10 protein-coding genes are annotated in these 15,272 nt (G+C 49.8%); 1 reads left to right on the forward strand and 9 read right to left on the reverse strand.

Features of this window, described 5'->3' with window-relative positions:
- Nucleotides 1-112: 112 nt before the first annotated feature.
- The 8 genes from PSHG_RS07695 to PSHG_RS07730 all read right to left on the reverse strand — a co-directional run bounded on the left by PSHG_RS07695 (nt 113) and on the right by PSHG_RS07730 (nt 12,676).
- Nucleotides 113-1,102, reverse strand: a complete 990-nt coding sequence (locus PSHG_RS07695; protein ID WP_010271541.1) for a carbohydrate ABC transporter permease — start codon at nt 1,100-1,102, stop codon at nt 113-115.
- 15 nt (nt 1,103-1,117) lie between these two features.
- Nucleotides 1,118-1,984 (reverse strand): carbohydrate ABC transporter permease, encoded by an 867-nt coding sequence (locus PSHG_RS07700; protein ID WP_010271543.1) that lies wholly within the window; start codon nt 1,982-1,984, stop codon nt 1,118-1,120.
- Nucleotides 1,981-4,293 (reverse strand): DUF5696 domain-containing protein, encoded by a 2,313-nt coding sequence (locus PSHG_RS07705; RefSeq protein WP_010271545.1) that lies wholly within the window; start codon nt 4,291-4,293, stop codon nt 1,981-1,983. Before PSHG_RS07705 ends, PSHG_RS07700 begins: the two co-directional genes overlap by 4 nt.
- Nucleotides 4,290-6,446 carry a YIP1 family protein gene (locus PSHG_RS07710; protein ID WP_010271547.1) on the reverse strand — a complete coding sequence of 719 codons (2,157 nt, stop codon included), beginning with the start codon at nt 6,444-6,446 and terminating at the stop codon, nt 4,290-4,292. The genes PSHG_RS07705 and PSHG_RS07710 overlap by 4 nt, the downstream gene beginning before the upstream one ends.
- A 93-nt stretch (nt 6,447-6,539) precedes the next feature.
- Nucleotides 6,540-7,448, reverse strand: coding sequence for a carbohydrate ABC transporter permease (locus PSHG_RS07715; RefSeq protein WP_010271549.1), 909 nt, complete (start codon nt 7,446-7,448; stop codon nt 6,540-6,542).
- Nucleotides 7,448-8,416: a carbohydrate ABC transporter permease gene (locus PSHG_RS07720; protein ID WP_010271550.1), complete on the reverse strand. Its 969-nt coding sequence runs from the start codon at nt 8,414-8,416 to the stop codon at nt 7,448-7,450. The genes PSHG_RS07715 and PSHG_RS07720 overlap by 1 nt, the downstream gene beginning before the upstream one ends.
- Complete coding sequence (locus PSHG_RS26890) at nt 8,403-11,513, reverse strand: extracellular solute-binding protein (RefSeq protein WP_010271551.1); 3,111 nt, start codon at nt 11,511-11,513, stop codon at nt 8,403-8,405. The genes PSHG_RS07720 and PSHG_RS26890 overlap by 14 nt, the downstream gene beginning before the upstream one ends.
- A 41-nt stretch (nt 11,514-11,554) precedes the next feature.
- Nucleotides 11,555-12,676, reverse strand: coding sequence for an ABC transporter ATP-binding protein (locus PSHG_RS07730; RefSeq protein ID WP_010271552.1), 1,122 nt, complete (start codon nt 12,674-12,676; stop codon nt 11,555-11,557).
- 457 nt (nt 12,677-13,133) lie between these two features.
- Here PSHG_RS07730 and PSHG_RS07740 point away from each other — a divergent pair, with 457 nt between their 5' ends.
- A complete protein-coding gene (locus PSHG_RS07740) occupies nt 13,134-14,516 on the forward strand; it encodes a glycine--tRNA ligase (RefSeq protein ID WP_010271553.1) in 1,383 nt (460 codons plus the stop codon).
- On the opposite strand, the gene PSHG_RS31835 is transcribed toward PSHG_RS07740, so the two are convergent.
- Nucleotides 14,428-14,766, reverse strand: coding sequence for a hypothetical protein (locus tag PSHG_RS31835; protein ID WP_316244836.1), 339 nt, complete (start codon nt 14,764-14,766; stop codon nt 14,428-14,430). The genes PSHG_RS07740 and PSHG_RS31835 overlap by 89 nt on opposite strands.
- Between the last annotated feature and the right edge of the window lie 506 nt (nt 14,767-15,272).

Consider the following 15,272-nt stretch of genomic DNA (forward strand, 5'->3'; position numbering starts at 1 on the left):
TGGAGCATATCATTACGTTTTCTCGCCCGGCCTTTTTATTAGGGACTTCGTGGACAGTCCCACGCTCAACCATCCATCGCAAACCGGCTCTGTTCTAGTTTGGCATAGCTAGTTATTCCACCAGTCCCGTTCTTTCTACCCCTTCAACAAAATAACGCTGCGTGAAAATATACAGTAAAATTGGCGGTAAAATAATGAGAAACGACGAGCCCATCTTGAGCGGCTCGGAGAAAATCGATGGCCCCGATTCCTGCTCCAGCGCCGATAGCTGGGAGGAAACTTGAGAAATCCCCATGGACAAGGGCGTCAGGTCGGAATTAATCAAGAACATCGAGGGAAAATAAGAGTCGTTCCAGTTCCATACGAAAGAGAATAGAAATACGACGATAATAGCCGGGCGCGCAAGCGGCATCATTACCCGGTAGAATACTTTAAACGCACCGGCCCCATCAATCCGCGCCGCTTCCTCCAGCTCCTTGGGCTGGGTGCTGAAAAACTGGCGATAAATGATGACGAACAAAGCCCCCTTGAGGCCATGCCCGAACAGAGCCGGAAGCAGCAGCGGATAAAAGGTATTCACCCAGCCCAATTCTCTGGCGGCGATCAGCATCGGCAAAATCGTGACCTGAGGCGGAATGATGAAGGAAAGAATCAGACCGAACAGCAGCAGCCTCTTGAATGGAAACTGCAAACGGGCAAAGGCATACCCGGCAACGGCGCAGAAGAGCGTCTGGAAAACAGCGATCGTTGTCGACAAGCCTAAGCTGACGAAGAACGATTGCACATATTTAAGCATATCCCACGCGTCCTGCAGCGTGCCCATATAGATCGTCCGCGGCACCCATTGTACAGCCGGGTCCAACAAATCGACTGCATCCTTGACCATCGTGGTGACCATGTAGAACAACGGATTTAGATAGATATAGGCTGTATCAAGCAGAAGCACATAGAGAAAGAGCTTGAACAGCAAGCCTTTATCTGCTTCTTTGCCGAGAATGACCTGCTTTGTTTTTCTAAGTCCCGTCCGGCCGAACCAATGAAGGGGAAACCCTCTGCGGCTTTTCCAAGTCGGGCGATTGGCTGTTGGTATTTGTTTAGCCATATGGTCTCACCTCGCTTAACGATTCCCGGTTTGTAAGCCACGGGTTATTCGGGAGAAGGCCAGTAGAATAATGCCTAGGAATATCAGAATAATTGTAAAGTAAATCCACGCAAGAGCGCTGGACATTCCATAATCGGCCGAGGTTACCCGGCGGATGATCGGATTGGTAGGGAAAGTAAACAAGTCTACAATCGTGTAAATGATGTTAAGAAAAATAAACGGAATCATGCCAGGCAGCGTTATTTTCCAGAACGTTTCCCATGGGGTTGCTCCATCGATCCTGGCTGCCTCATACACGGACGGAGAAATCGTTTGTCTAGCGGCCAGGAAGATCAGGATTTGTACGCCTGAGTACCAAAGAATGAGAATAAACGAACTCATGATCCGGATGATCGTGTTGGAAATCAAAGGCGGCAAATTGCTGGTCAGCATATCGTTGACATTATATCTGGCCAGAAAGTCCAGCCCGCCTTCTCCCTGTGCGATAAATTCCAACACTACCTGCCCGGTAGTGAAAATTACGGGCAGAAAGAAAATAGTCCGGAAGGCAGTTCTGCCTGCAAACTTTTGATTCAGCATGATCGCTATTAACAAAGAAAAAATAATAATGATCGGGATCATGACAACCGCCTGGCTGAAAAACGGGATCAAGTCGTTGTAGAGCACGCTTCCATTTTCCAGCAGGATAAATCGGTAATAGTCCCAGCCGTTAGGGGTCATCTGCAAACCGGTCGCATTTACTTTGACGTTATGGAAGCTCATGTAGAGAGAGAAGGCGGCTGGCGCAGCCACAAACAGGAGAAAGCCGATCAGCCATGGCAGGATGAATAAAGAGCCTTCAAGGTTGCGGAGGAGTCTGGCGTTAAGTTTTTTAGCTCTCATCTCTTCATCCCCCCTTGCACAGAATAGCTTTTGGCTTCGACCCGCAAGCTGTCGCTAACATACGGCGCTGAGCCATAATTCACGATTACGCGCTTTCCATTCTCATATGTGGTAGCGAACACTTGAGGGGCCAGCTGCTCATGATTGATAATGAATTGATCCTGCACATCGCCCAGCACTTCATTAAAGATCTGGTAGTGACGGACAGCTTCCGTTTCCCAATCGCTGTATTGGGAGCTAAGGGGCGACAAGCCGAAGGCTCTGGCCAGCAAATCTGTAGATTCTCTGGTTATAAGGAATCCCGGCACTGCCCCAAATTCCAGATCCCTTAGCAATTGCACCTCATATTCCTGCCTTTCGTTTACGTACTCGGACATGTACGTAAGCAAACCGTGAGTAGCTATTTGCAGGAAAGGAACAGCCTTGGATGAGAACAAATCGTAAGAGTAATCATCAGAGAGATAAATAATATGATCAACATGCTGGTTTACGAACCCGCTAGTAGAGGTCCCCGTCACGGTGGCAAACTGTTCTTTCGCCATTTCAAAATACTGCTTCTGAATGGCCATCGCCTCCGTCCGGTCAGCCCCATAACGGTCGTTAAAGTCACTGATTAAGCTCTGGCCCAGCCCTTCTCCGTACCAATAGCCGGAGCCGAAAGTAACTCCATCAAGCTTTAACTTCTTCATCTCGGCGAAATCGTTCTCGATCGCGGTGCGGGCATAGGCATGGCTGACAATAGCCATTTTCCGGTTTCCCCAATCGTAATAGTTAAGAATGGTCCCGGACATATCTCTCATTGCATGATAACGCTCGGAGAAGCCCCCCTTCCCGTTATGCAAGAAGTAGTTGACCCCGTAGGTTACAGGAATTTGCAAGGAATGGGCGAACTCCACAAATTGCGATAAACCTTCGTTGCCTCCCAAGCGGCTATCAACCGGAAACATTTGTCCGAACTCGGCAAACCCGTTTTTCTGCCAGCCTATAAGATTGATGCGCATGTTCTCAACTCCGCTGCCGTACAAGCTGTTGACAATCTCCATCGCTTGAGATGAGGTAGTCATCGGAATGTAACGGTTGGAGAAACTCCCCCTCTCCTCGGCTCCGCCAATAATAGATAAATGCAGCGGCAAATCCCCGTTTGCTTGAAGGCGTTCGTAGCCTTCTTCCTCTATCAGCACTTGGCGGTAACGGTTGGCCATGCCCGCATAGGTAGCCTGCTCCGGCTCAAGGAAATAATAACGGACCTGCCGGTCATGGCCGAAGCGGATTTCCTCCGGATACTTATCAAAGCCCGTATTTCGTGAACGGTTCGTAATTTGACGGAACAAGGAACGATAGCGCCATTCCGTTCCTATCCAGTTATACTGGCTGTACGCTCCAGCCGGGGATGCGATAATGTCGGCATGTTCAGCGCCATCGCGAACGACAGCAACGTAAGCATGCTCCTCCGATTTCATGCCGAACACCGGCATGCTTACCTTTTGACGCGTTTGATTCCCCGTAAAGAAGGCCCAGTCCGCACCGTATATCGGCGCTTTGTATATTAAATTGCCAGCTGTTCCTTGACGGTTAAAGTCGATCAGGGCCCCGGACCCGTCAGGAATGAAATGGTAGCCATCCTGTCCGCGGCTGTGTTCCGCGGAGAAGAACGGAAACAGCCTCACCCATAAGAGCCCGTTCTTGCCTTCTTCCACACCGTCATTCAAAATCGTCGTCTCTACAAAATCATCCTGAATACGGATTTGTACCGGGATTTTCACTTGAAGATTCGGCATGGAATAAACCAGCTTGATTCCGCCCTCTATAGCCTCATAGTCTTCAATTATCCCATCCTCCACAATCCAGTTCGTGACTTTAGCCTGGGAATTGTAAATAGAAAAATCCATCGTTGAGAGCATCAATGGAGAACGCAAATGATCCTTCCAAATCCCTCCTATCGTTTCGTGCGGCCAATCATCCGGATCGGGGAAGGACAGCCAGGTCTTGCCCGTGCGCTTGTCTTCGACCGCGAAATGACCGCTCGTCTCATCAAACCTAAGAACTAGCGCGGAATTCTCTGCAACTGGCTGAAATTGCTCAACGGCTGGAAGCTGATCATGCTCCTTCATTGGATTGGGCGCCGATGATTGTGCAGGGGGAATCGCCTTGACTGTCTCGGTATCGCGAAAAACGATGTCGACCCGAAGCAGCAGAACAGCTGCAGCCAGCAGGAAAAGGACCACCAGTATCGTTTGCGGCAGATGGGAACGGAGCCCGGACAGCGCTCTGGCCGGTAGACCGGTTGCGTAATTTTTCAGCTTGATCACCGCAGCGACACCTCCTGGTAAATCTCATAAATAAACAGCCGCAACTCATTAGACAGGCCTACAATAATGAAGATGATGACGCCCATTACAACCATGGCAAATAAGGAAAGCAGCAGGTTGATTACCGTTTCGCCGACCCCATAATTTTGCAGAGATTGAACCTTCCAGAAGAACATCGCCCCGACCCAGATGTAAATGCCGTATAGTAAATACCGGTAAATCGCTTCTTCCGAGCCTGTCATCACATTAGAAATCAGAGCAAGCGGTATACCGAGAAGCACAAATGGCGTCAGAGCATAGGCGCTGCCAATAAAGACATCTCGGAATCGTCCTTCGCCGCGATAGATCGAGCTGATCAAATAATTGCAAATAACCCAAGCCAGCCAGATCAGGGCGAACTGAACGAATATGGCAGCTGCATTGACCGAGTTAGGCGGAATTTTGTTGAAGGTAAAGCTGGTGTGCATGCGGGTGATCACCAGCGACAGATACATCCCGAGGAGCAGGACGAACGCCCCCAGATAGCCTCCTTTTCCTTCAAACCGCAGTGCGGTAAAACCGTCCAGCGGATGCTTAAGAAGGTAAAAAGCGTGCCTTATCTGTTCTACAACCTCATACCTCTTTGTCCCTCTCTTCCTTCTTCTCTGCAGCCAAGGCACCCGCTTTCTGATTACTCCCCACGCCAGATACAAGGTCCCTGCAATCAGCGCTGACGTCGCAAAAAGAGAGAATCTTTCTTGAAACCAGTTCAGCCGAATCTGCCAAAAGGAGTCCGAGTACCCTTTTTGGTCGCCTGCCCGGTGAAAATAAGACAGCGACCTCTCATAGTCTTCATTCGCATAGGCGGCTTTGGCTAAGCCGGTAAGCGCGGGTGCAAATTGCGCATTCAGGCTCAGAATTTGCTGCCAGTATTCTTCACTTTCCTTATAAAAACCGTTATTCGTCAGCTCATTGGCTTTATAGACAAGCTGACCGAATTCGGACAGTTCAAAAATTTGCAGCACGCCCCCCTGGTCATCGAGAATCATCAATTCATTCCGCGAATTGACGTCCACGGCTACCGGGTTTTTGATCAAACCTAGCTGCGTCGTGGAGGTCGATGATTCCCCTCCCCAGAAAAACAATAGATTGCCGTAAGGGTCATACTGGTTGACATAGTTAAACTGACGATCGACCGCGATCATATTCCCGTACTGGTCAACCGCAAGATCTACGAGCTGGGGCAGCAGCTTTTTGCCCCCGGAATAACGGGTATACAAGGTTTCCCCGAAAGATAGCCGCTCGCCGCTGCCTCCTGTGATCGTCTCATCCGAACGGATCAGCAGGTTGCGTCCCTGCACATCCAGCCGCTTGATTTGATTGGACGTGATCTCTCCTGCGCTAACGGTGTGAATAAAGCCGTTGGGAGCAATCGCCACATTACTGATCGTACCGGGCAATTTGCTTAATTCGTTCTCGTACATCTCCCGTGTATATAACGTTCTCTTTAATGCATCCAATGCGGAAAACTCCGTTCGGTTAGCGCCATAAAAGCTTTGAAAGCTTCCATCCGGGTCCAGCTGCAGCAAGCCCCGATAGCCTCCTAAAGTAACTACATACAGATAACCGCGTTTATCCGCGACGAGCTTGACCGGATCATATTGAAAAGAGTCGGGGATAAATCTGGACTCCGGTCTGCCAATCTCCAGAACGAGGTCGCCTTCCGCATTCAGCCGGACAATTCGTTTATTGCCTGTGTCCGCTATGAAAACATGGCCTTCCTCGTTGACGAACACCCCTTCCGGATTCAATAATGGCTTGTCGTCTACCGTCAAATACCGGATAAAGTTGTAGTTAGCATCCAGATGCACAATCCGATTGTTCCCGCTATCCGCTATATAGACATGATCATTCGGAGCGACAAACACATCCTTCGGATTCGCCAGCGGTGATGGAATTTCTTCCCCCGGATTATCCGGATCGGGAATCGTCAGCTCACTGCCAAGGACCCGGATCGGCGTATAGGAGGGCTGGGTAAAAATAATGTTACCAAAGCTGTCGCGGGTAAAGGTCGGATACGTCACTTCAGCACTCACGTATACGCTTCCGCCGAACAAGGTACCAAGCATCGCCATGGCGAGAAGAAGCGCCCATCGATTAGCCCATTTCTTCATGGTCGCTCATTTCCTCCTTTCTTCTATTTCAGCATTTTGCGTTTATAAGCCGAGCTTGTTACCATCTGTTTGAAACGGGATTATGCAGCATGCTCATTTGATTCCCGAATGGGCCATTGTGGCGATCACTTTACGCTGGAAGACAAGGAACACGAACAGGACCGGCAAGAACATGACCAAAGCTGCGGCCGCAGCGGCCCCTTGTCTGGCTACAGCATTAGCCAGGTTTTGCGTCAACGTTTGCAGAAAAAACGGGAAGGTCTTCATCGCATCGTCCGTCATGAACAGTACAGATGTCTCCGTATTGCCCCATATTCCCTGGAACTGCAGGATCGCATTCGTTGCCACTGCAGGCATGCAAATCGGCATGACTATCCGCAAGAAAATGGTAAACTCTTTGGCACCATCGATTTTTGCCGCCTCCAGCAATTCATTAGGCACCTGGTCCATAAACTGCTTCATCAGAAAGACACTGACCGGCGCTGCCACAAAAGGCAGAATATGTGCCCAGTATGTATTCATGATGCCCAGACTGGAGACAACTACATAGCGCGGTATTTGCATCGTTTCCGGAACGAACATAAGCGAGATGATGATCACCATAAACAATGCATTGGCGCCAGGAAATTTGTGTTTCGATAAAGGATAGGCGCACAACGCGCTGACCACCACAACCGCTGCGGTAGCTAAAATGGCAATGAACACACTATTGAACAAATAGCGTGAGGCGGGAATGAGCGAATCCCGGGTCACTACGAACAGCTCTGAAAAATTGGACAGCGTCGGGTTAATGACAAATATATTAGGCGGAAATATAAACAGCTCCGAGTAAGGCTTCAGTGCGTGGTTGAAAATGTAAATCAAAGGCAGCAGCATGAAAACTCCCAGCAGGAACAGCCAGAAAGCGAGCCAGATCTGGGCCCTCTCCCATTTTATAAATTCCGGCCTCCTCCACCGGAAACGCCGGCGGCCCGATTTTTTTACCGGTTCGATAGCGGCCATTATTCATCACCCTTCGTACCAAATAATTTCCAGCTTAGCCGGTTTGCGAAAAAGATAATGATCAGGAGCACTACGGATACGGCTGAGGCATAGCCCATCTCAAAGCGTATCAACCCATAGTCCTCCACATGATTGACAAGCAGATTCCCCGCATACTGCGGTGTCGGATTTTGCCCGGACAGGGCTACCCCGATGTGCCCCGCCTTGAATGCTCCAACGATGGCCATGACAGCGGCAAACAGCATTTGCGGTTTCATGACCGGAATCGTAATATGCCATACCTCCTGCAGGCGGCTGCGGATACCGTCCAGTCTCCCGGCTTCTATCAGCTGCTTGTCAACATTCAGAATACCTGCCAGCATAGCGAGAAAACCAATTCCCATGGAAGACCACAGAGTAACCGCGATCATCGAGCCCATAATCAAGTCTTTATCCAGCACCCACAGCTTGGGGGTATCGATTAAATTCATGCTCAGCAAAAGACTGTTCAAATAGCCAATCCGGTCACCTGACAGCATCGGCACCCAGATGATCGTCATCACCGCGCCCCCGGCAAGCGATGGGGCATAGAAAGCAAGAACATACCACAGCCTTGCTTTATCGGGAATTTGAGCAATCAGCCAGGCCAGGATAAAGGAAGCGATATAGCCGCCCGGACCGACAATAACGGCGAATTTAATCGTGTTGGGCAGGGCGTACTGCAAAAACAGAGAATCGGAGGAGAGCAAATATTCATAATTCGCCCAACCGATCCAGCGCGGTGTCTCCATCCCGTTGAAAAAGGTGAAGCTTAAGCCGATCGCCGCCAACACCGGAATGAGAATAAATAGGGTAAAGGTAATCAGGAACGGAGCAATGAATAAATACGACAGACGGTATTTCCATATTTCTCTTGCAAACAGGCGAAACCGGCTGCGAGTGCCAACACCGCCCTTCAGCGTATCAGGCCGGTATTCAATCGCTGACATAGCGCTCCACTCCTTCCCACGGTTCATTCACTACCGGCAGATTAAAGGTTCTAATCACCCGGTTGTTTTCGTCCCGGTAGCCGAATTCCTTTTGCTTGCGCACCATTTCCCTGTTGATGTTCATAATGGCCATCTCTAGCGAGCGGCGGTAATTCATCCCGTCAATGACCGTTCTATTCCAGGCATTGTTCAATTCACGCGGTATGAAGTAGGAGCCCGGCACATTCACCATCGCCTTGTACCAGCGCCACTGCTCCAGGATTGGAATCTTCTCCTCCTCCGTCCAAGGCAAGCGCATGAAGGCGTCCAAATTCGCGGTATTCCAGCGGAATTCCGCTCCATAAAATCCTTCCAGCTCCGATCCGAATTGCTCCTGAACCTGTGCTGACAGCCACCAGCGGATAAACTCCCAGCCCTCTTCCGGCTTTTGAGACTTGCTCATAATCATGGCAGCCGTCTGACCCCCGCTGCCTGACGAGGAGAAGCCGCCGCCAAATGCGGCCAGTCCCTGGGCCAGCGCGCCAATATTGCCTCCGGACCAGCGTTCGACAACTCCTTCTGCATTCGGATACCCCGGAAGCGGAGCGATTCCCCACCAGCCGGTCAATTCCGGAGCGGCCACCAGCAGCTGCAGATACATGTTCAAATCAGCAACGCCGATCGGCATATAGCCATCCCGGAAATGCTGGTAGAAGCTGGACACCTGGCGTTCGATCCCGTACATCGTGAACATTTCCGTTATCTCCCGGAAGAAAGCGAAGCCTTCGGGGGAATCCAGCCCCGTGTTAATGCCGTCATTGGCATAGAAGTCGGCGCCATTTTGATATATAAAGGGCAAAAACTCGCCGTTCGGAAGAAAGAAGTTATAGCCGTTCTGCTGCAGAGTTGGCAGCATTTCATACACGTCATCCCAAGTATCGGGCACTTCCAGGTCAAGATGTTCGAGGATATCCTTACGGTAGAACAGCAAGCGGAACTGCAAAGTTTCCGGCAAAGCATAGTAGCCTCCGTCATAGTAGTACGGCATAATTGCTCCTGGCGCCATATCTTGAATCAGCTCATCGAAGCCTGCGAATTCCGCCAGATTAATCGCCGAATTTCGGAAAGCGAACTCGGATGGGCGGCCCTCCCCAATCCCAATGGCTACATCCGGAACATTGCCGGTAGCATTGGCGAGCACAAGCAGGTCCTCACTCGGCAGCAGCTCGATCTTCACCGGAATGCCGGTTTGCGGAGTGAAATATTGATTCGCCAGCTCTTGCAGCAGGTTAACGTAGTCCCGCCCGTAATTCATCCACACGGTAAGCACTTCGCCATCCGCCCCGCTTAGCGTAGTCTCTTCCGAGAATGAGCGGAGGAAGTTCATCGTTCCGTTCAGCGACTTTTCCCAAAAGTTTGCGGTCATTCTCGGCAGCTTATGTTCATACGGAGCAATAATGATTTGATCCAGCGTCAAAGGCGATTTAATCAACTGGTTGGTGATTGAGGCTACCTTCGTCTGAATCAGCGACAAAGTGTCTTTTTTATTAGGAATATCATTCGGGTAGTCAAGCAGATCATCAATATCGGAAATCGAGGTGAGCAGAGACTGGTAGTTGTTATCCCTTGCGTAGTTTTCCTGCAGCCACAGCTCTGCCATCAAGCTGATTTTATCCCGCGTTCTTCTTAGGTTGTCGGGAATCTCAGGGAAATTCTGGGCGATGTCCCATGTCCGGTTGCGGTCATCATCTCCTTTAGTCAATGCCTGCAGATCTCTCGATACGACACCGAGCTCCTGATTAACCTGCTCCAGCAGTACCTGGACAGCCTTATGCGGGGCATAGGTTACACTCATCGATAACGTATGGGTGCCTTTGGTTAAGTAAAAGCCGTAAGGCTGCTGCTCTTCATCCTGCAGCACTACCTTTTGCCATGAACGGTTGTAAGGAATCGCATAGGCAAGCAATTCTTCAAAAGGAACTTGCCCGTCTATATAAATTTTGCGGTGAGCCGTAACGTTGGACTGCAGGTTATTCAAGACACGCATACCGATTTGGTATAACCCGTCCTCTTCGACTTCAAACTCCCAGGTGATCATTTCCCCGCCATCATTCCAGCGGTTGCCACCTACCCCATTGAAAATAATTTTGCCATCCGCTTTCGGCGACATAAACGCATCATTATCACTCAGGATTTGAATGGAAACTTCATTTTTTTCTGACATCGCTTCAGCTTCAATGACAATGGGCTCGGCATCAGGAGAAGCTGTGCTTGGATATTGCTGCTGGACGGCGACATAGCTGTTAATAGTTGTTGGCGGGCCGAAGGAAAGCTGATCCAAGACGATAGAAGAGCTGCCTTGAATTGTTAGCGTCTGCGTCCCGGCCTCCAAATACCAGAGCAGCGGCGTATGATAGGAATCTTCGCGGTCCGTGACCGGAAGTTCAATCCAGCGCTCGATCTCAATAGGCGAAGGGCGGATATGATGACCGTCCTCGTCTTTCTTCCATGGATAATCGTCATGATAAAAGCGGGGAAATCTGATAGAACGGGCTTCGCGGTAAGGGAACTCCCCATTGATCATAAAAGCCATGTTGATCGGCCGGAACGAAACCGGTTCCCCTTCGGCATCCCGCCAATGCGTGAAGCTGGCCCGCATCTCATACAAGCCGGTTGCGGGAACATCCAATTCCAGCTCGATCCACTGTTCGCGGTTATTTTGCCAAATCAGCACATCGTTCCGGCCATCATAATGAGCTACTCTCAGCGAATCCTCATTAGAAGCCGCAGAATAATCTGCTGCCTTAACCTGAAACGATTGTGTCGCCGTTGGTATATTCTCTGCTTCCCACTGCTGCTTTACCTGGTAATAAAAAGGCCCCAGCTGCTCTTGTAAAAAACGGCTTAAATCGTCCTCCAGCATCACTTCGTTCAAAACGGCATGGAGGTCATGCTGTCCCAGCGGCTGACTGGCTCTTGCATATGTATCGTCCGCGAGTGTTGAACTAAACAATACTGTTAGCAACAACAGCAGAACAACGGCAAGATGGCTTAGCTTTTTAATCCGCGCCTTAGCTGCTAACCTTCTGCTGCGGCTCTCTTCCCTCAAGCTTGCCATGATGCTGCTATCCCCTTTCCACTTTGGATTCCGGGCGGCCATCATTTCATGATCCGTTCGTTCGTATCCCGGTCAAAAAATAAAGCTTTATTCATATCTACGGCAAGCTTGACCTTCTCATCATCTTGAAAGCGATTGCGTGGATTCACACGGGCGACAATGTTGGAATCCGTACCGGCATCCACATGAATGAAGCGGTCTGCTCCCATCAATTCATCGGCTTTGTGCAAGCCCTCGAAGGTCGCACGCGGAAAAGCGTCGAATACGATCGGATCCAGACTGATATTCTCCGGGCGGATGCCCAGTACGATGTAGCGCTCCATGAACTGCTTTTCTTTTAAGGCCTGACCAATACCGGAGGGGATTTCCAATGAAAAGCGGCGAGTATGAAATTCCAGTTCGCCGTTAGTTCCTTCGTGCAGCTTGCCATGAATGAAGTTCATTGGAGGAGATCCGATAAAACTCGCTACAAACATATTGGAAGGATAGTTATAAATCATTTCCGGAGTGTCCACCTGCTGGATGATGCCATTTTTCATAACTACAATGCGGCTGCCCATCGTCATCGCTTCGGTTTGATCATGCGTAACGTAGATTGTCGTCACTCCAAGCTGCTTGGTTAGACGCGTAATCTCGGTACGCATCTGCACCCTCAGCTTGGCGTCCAGATTGGAAAGCGGCTCATCCATCAGAAACACTTGCGGGTTGCGGACAATGGCCCTGCCTAATGCTACGCGCTGCCGTTGTCCTCCTGATAACTGCTTGGGCTTACGGTCCAGGTACTGCTCGATTTCCAGTACCCGTGCCGCACGCTTGACGCCAAGGTCGATTTCATGCTTGGGCACCTTCCTCAGCCGCAAACCAAACGCGATATTCTCGTAAACACTCATATTCGGATACAACGCATAATTTTGAAATACCATGGCGATATCCCGGTCTTTAGGCGGCAAATCATTGATCAGCTGGTCATTGATGTAAATTTCGCCTTCGCTGATATCCTCTAAGCCTGCTACCATGCGCAATGTCGTGGATTTGCCGCAGCCGGAAGGCCCAACAAATACGATAAATTCCTGATCAAGAATTTCCAGATTGAAGTCTTTGACAGCATACTGGTTGTCTTTCCCATAGCTTTTGTGGACATGATTCATCAAAATACGGGCCACGCTCAGGCACTCCTTTCACCCTGTGATTGTAAGCGGTTTATTTCCATTTTATTGTAGGGCACTCCGTGTGAATTTGGTGTGAAGATAAAATTATACTGTCGCAGAACGGTTGCCAATCCATATGAGATCACTTGCATTTGCTTGTAAAACGAAGTATCATAATGACAAGTTGAACCATAAATTGTTCTAAGGCGATGAAAGACCTATAGTACCTGCATCTCTTGTCCGCCCAGCGATCCGGGGACAGTGAAAGCCCGGGGATAATGTACAGGGAAACGGCAGTCTGGAGCCTTATGTTTAAAGAGGGGATGCTCTGCTTCGCTTCTGAAGGAGAGGTCAACCAGGGTGGAACCGCGGGTCATGAAAGCTCGTCCCTGGGCATGTCTAATGCCTATGTGGAGCGGGTTTTTTTCGTGTCTGCATAGAGCTGGGTATATGAGTAAAGGAGAGTTATAAGATGAGTGTGTCCATGGATCAAATCGTTGCTTTAGCCAAACACCGCGGCTTTATTTTCCCCGGTTCGGAGATTTACGGCGGCTTGGCTAACACTTGGGATTACGGCCCGTTAGGTGTTGAGCTGAAAAACAACGTCAAAAAGGCCTGGTGGAAAAAATTCGTCCAGCAGTCCCCTTATAATGTCGGCTTGGACGCCGCTATTTTGATGAACCCCAAAACTTGGGTCGCCTCGGGGCATGTCGGTAATTTCAACGATCCGATGATCGACTGTAAACAGTGTAAAGCGCGTCACCGGGCAGATAAGCTGATCGAAAATGCGATGGCTGAAAAAGGCGTTGAAATGATCGCGGACGGCATGTCCTTTGAAGCGATGGCCGAGAAGATCAAAGAGGAGCAAATCGTCTGTCCGGACTGTGGCGCTCAGGATTATACGGACATCCGCCAGTTCAATATGATGTTTAAAACGTTTCAAGGAGTAACGGAATCCAGCACGAACGAAATATACTTGCGTCCGGAAACGGCCCAGGGCATCTTTGTAAACTTCAAAAATGTACAGCGCACAATGCGCAAAAAGCTGCCCTTCGGGATTGCCCAAATTGGCAAGAGCTTCCGTAATGAGATTACACCAGGAAACTTCACCTTCCGTACCCGTGAGTTTGAGCAGATGGAATTGGAATTTTTCTGCAAGCCCGGGGAGGATATGGCGTGGTTTGAGTATTGGACGAAATTTTGCCGCAGCTGGCTGCTTGACCTCGGCTTGCGCGAAGAAAACCTGAGACAGAGGGACCATGCTAAAGAGGAATTGTCCCATTACAGCAATGCGACCACTGACTTTGAATACAAATATCCATTTGGCTGGGGCGAGCTGTGGGGAGTTGCCGACCGTACCGATTATGACTTGAAGCAGCATATGGAGCATTCCGGCGAAGACTTCCAATACATTGATCCGGAGACGAATGAACGGTACATTCCTTACTGCATCGAGCCATCCCTCGGTGCCGACCGGGTCACCCTCGCTTTCCTTATTGACGCTTACGAGCATCAGGAGCTCGGAGATGGCGACAGCCGTGCCGTTCTTCATTTGCATCCGGCGTTGGCTCCTTACAAAGCCGCAATTCTGCCGCTGTCTAAGAAATTGTCTGCCGGTGCGCAAAAAGTATTTAGCGAGTTAACTGCCGATTTCATGGTCGATTATGACGAGACCGGTTCAATCGGCAAAAGATACCGCAGGCAGGATGAGATCGGCACACCGTTCTGTATCACCTATGACTTTGATTCGGAGAGCGATGGCCAGGTCACTGTGCGGGACCGGGATACGATGGAGCAGGTTCGCCTGCCGATCGCTGAGCTGAAGGCTTATATTGAAAGCAAGCTTGGCTTCTAGTACTGGCTGTCCAGAAAGTCCCCAAAATAAAAAGTTGGGCGGAAAAACATATCATAATGTTTTCCATCCAACTTTTTTTGTTATGTTGTTTTTGTAAGAAAGTAGCGAGGCGGATGCCTGCTACTTTCAGTAGGTTGTGGGCCAATGCCACAATCCCAAACTCAACGTGAACCTTGTCAACGTGAACCTTGTCCAGTCCCCGTAAGGAGAACCGTCGGAACGTCCGATTGCCCTTGAGGTGGCCGAACACGCTTTCTACCTACACTTACGTTGAGCATAGATCGCAGTCCGCGGTCTTCTCGCAATCTCTTTCGGGAAAACAAAGCGATCATCCTGCTCGGCGATTGTGATTGTATGCGGTTTTTCTGTGAAAAAAACTCACCGCGTTTACTCCCCGCATGATGAGCAATGTCGGGTAATCGTACCTTAACCACATGGATTTGAAGTTTGTACGACATTTCGTCTGAAACACTGGCTGGAGCTCCTTGGTAGCTTAAAACCCTGCTTTTGTGCGATATGTCATACAAATCTCGGGTAATCGCACCTCAATCCCCTGCATTTATACGATTTGTCATACAAATCTTGGGTAATCGCACTTCAATCCCCTGTATTTGTACGACATTTCATACAAATCTCCGGTAAGCGCACTTCAACCGCATGAATTTGTACGACATTTCGTACAAAGCGCAGGCATCAAGCCCGCGCAGCCCGCGACGCGAGCTCGCGAGCCTCAACGAACCCCACCAACCTTGGCTA

It is taken from the genome of Paenibacillus senegalensis JC66 (assembly GCF_000285515.1).
GTDB classification, from domain to species: Bacteria; Bacillota; Bacilli; order Paenibacillales; family NBRC-103111; genus Paenibacillus_L; species Paenibacillus_L senegalensis.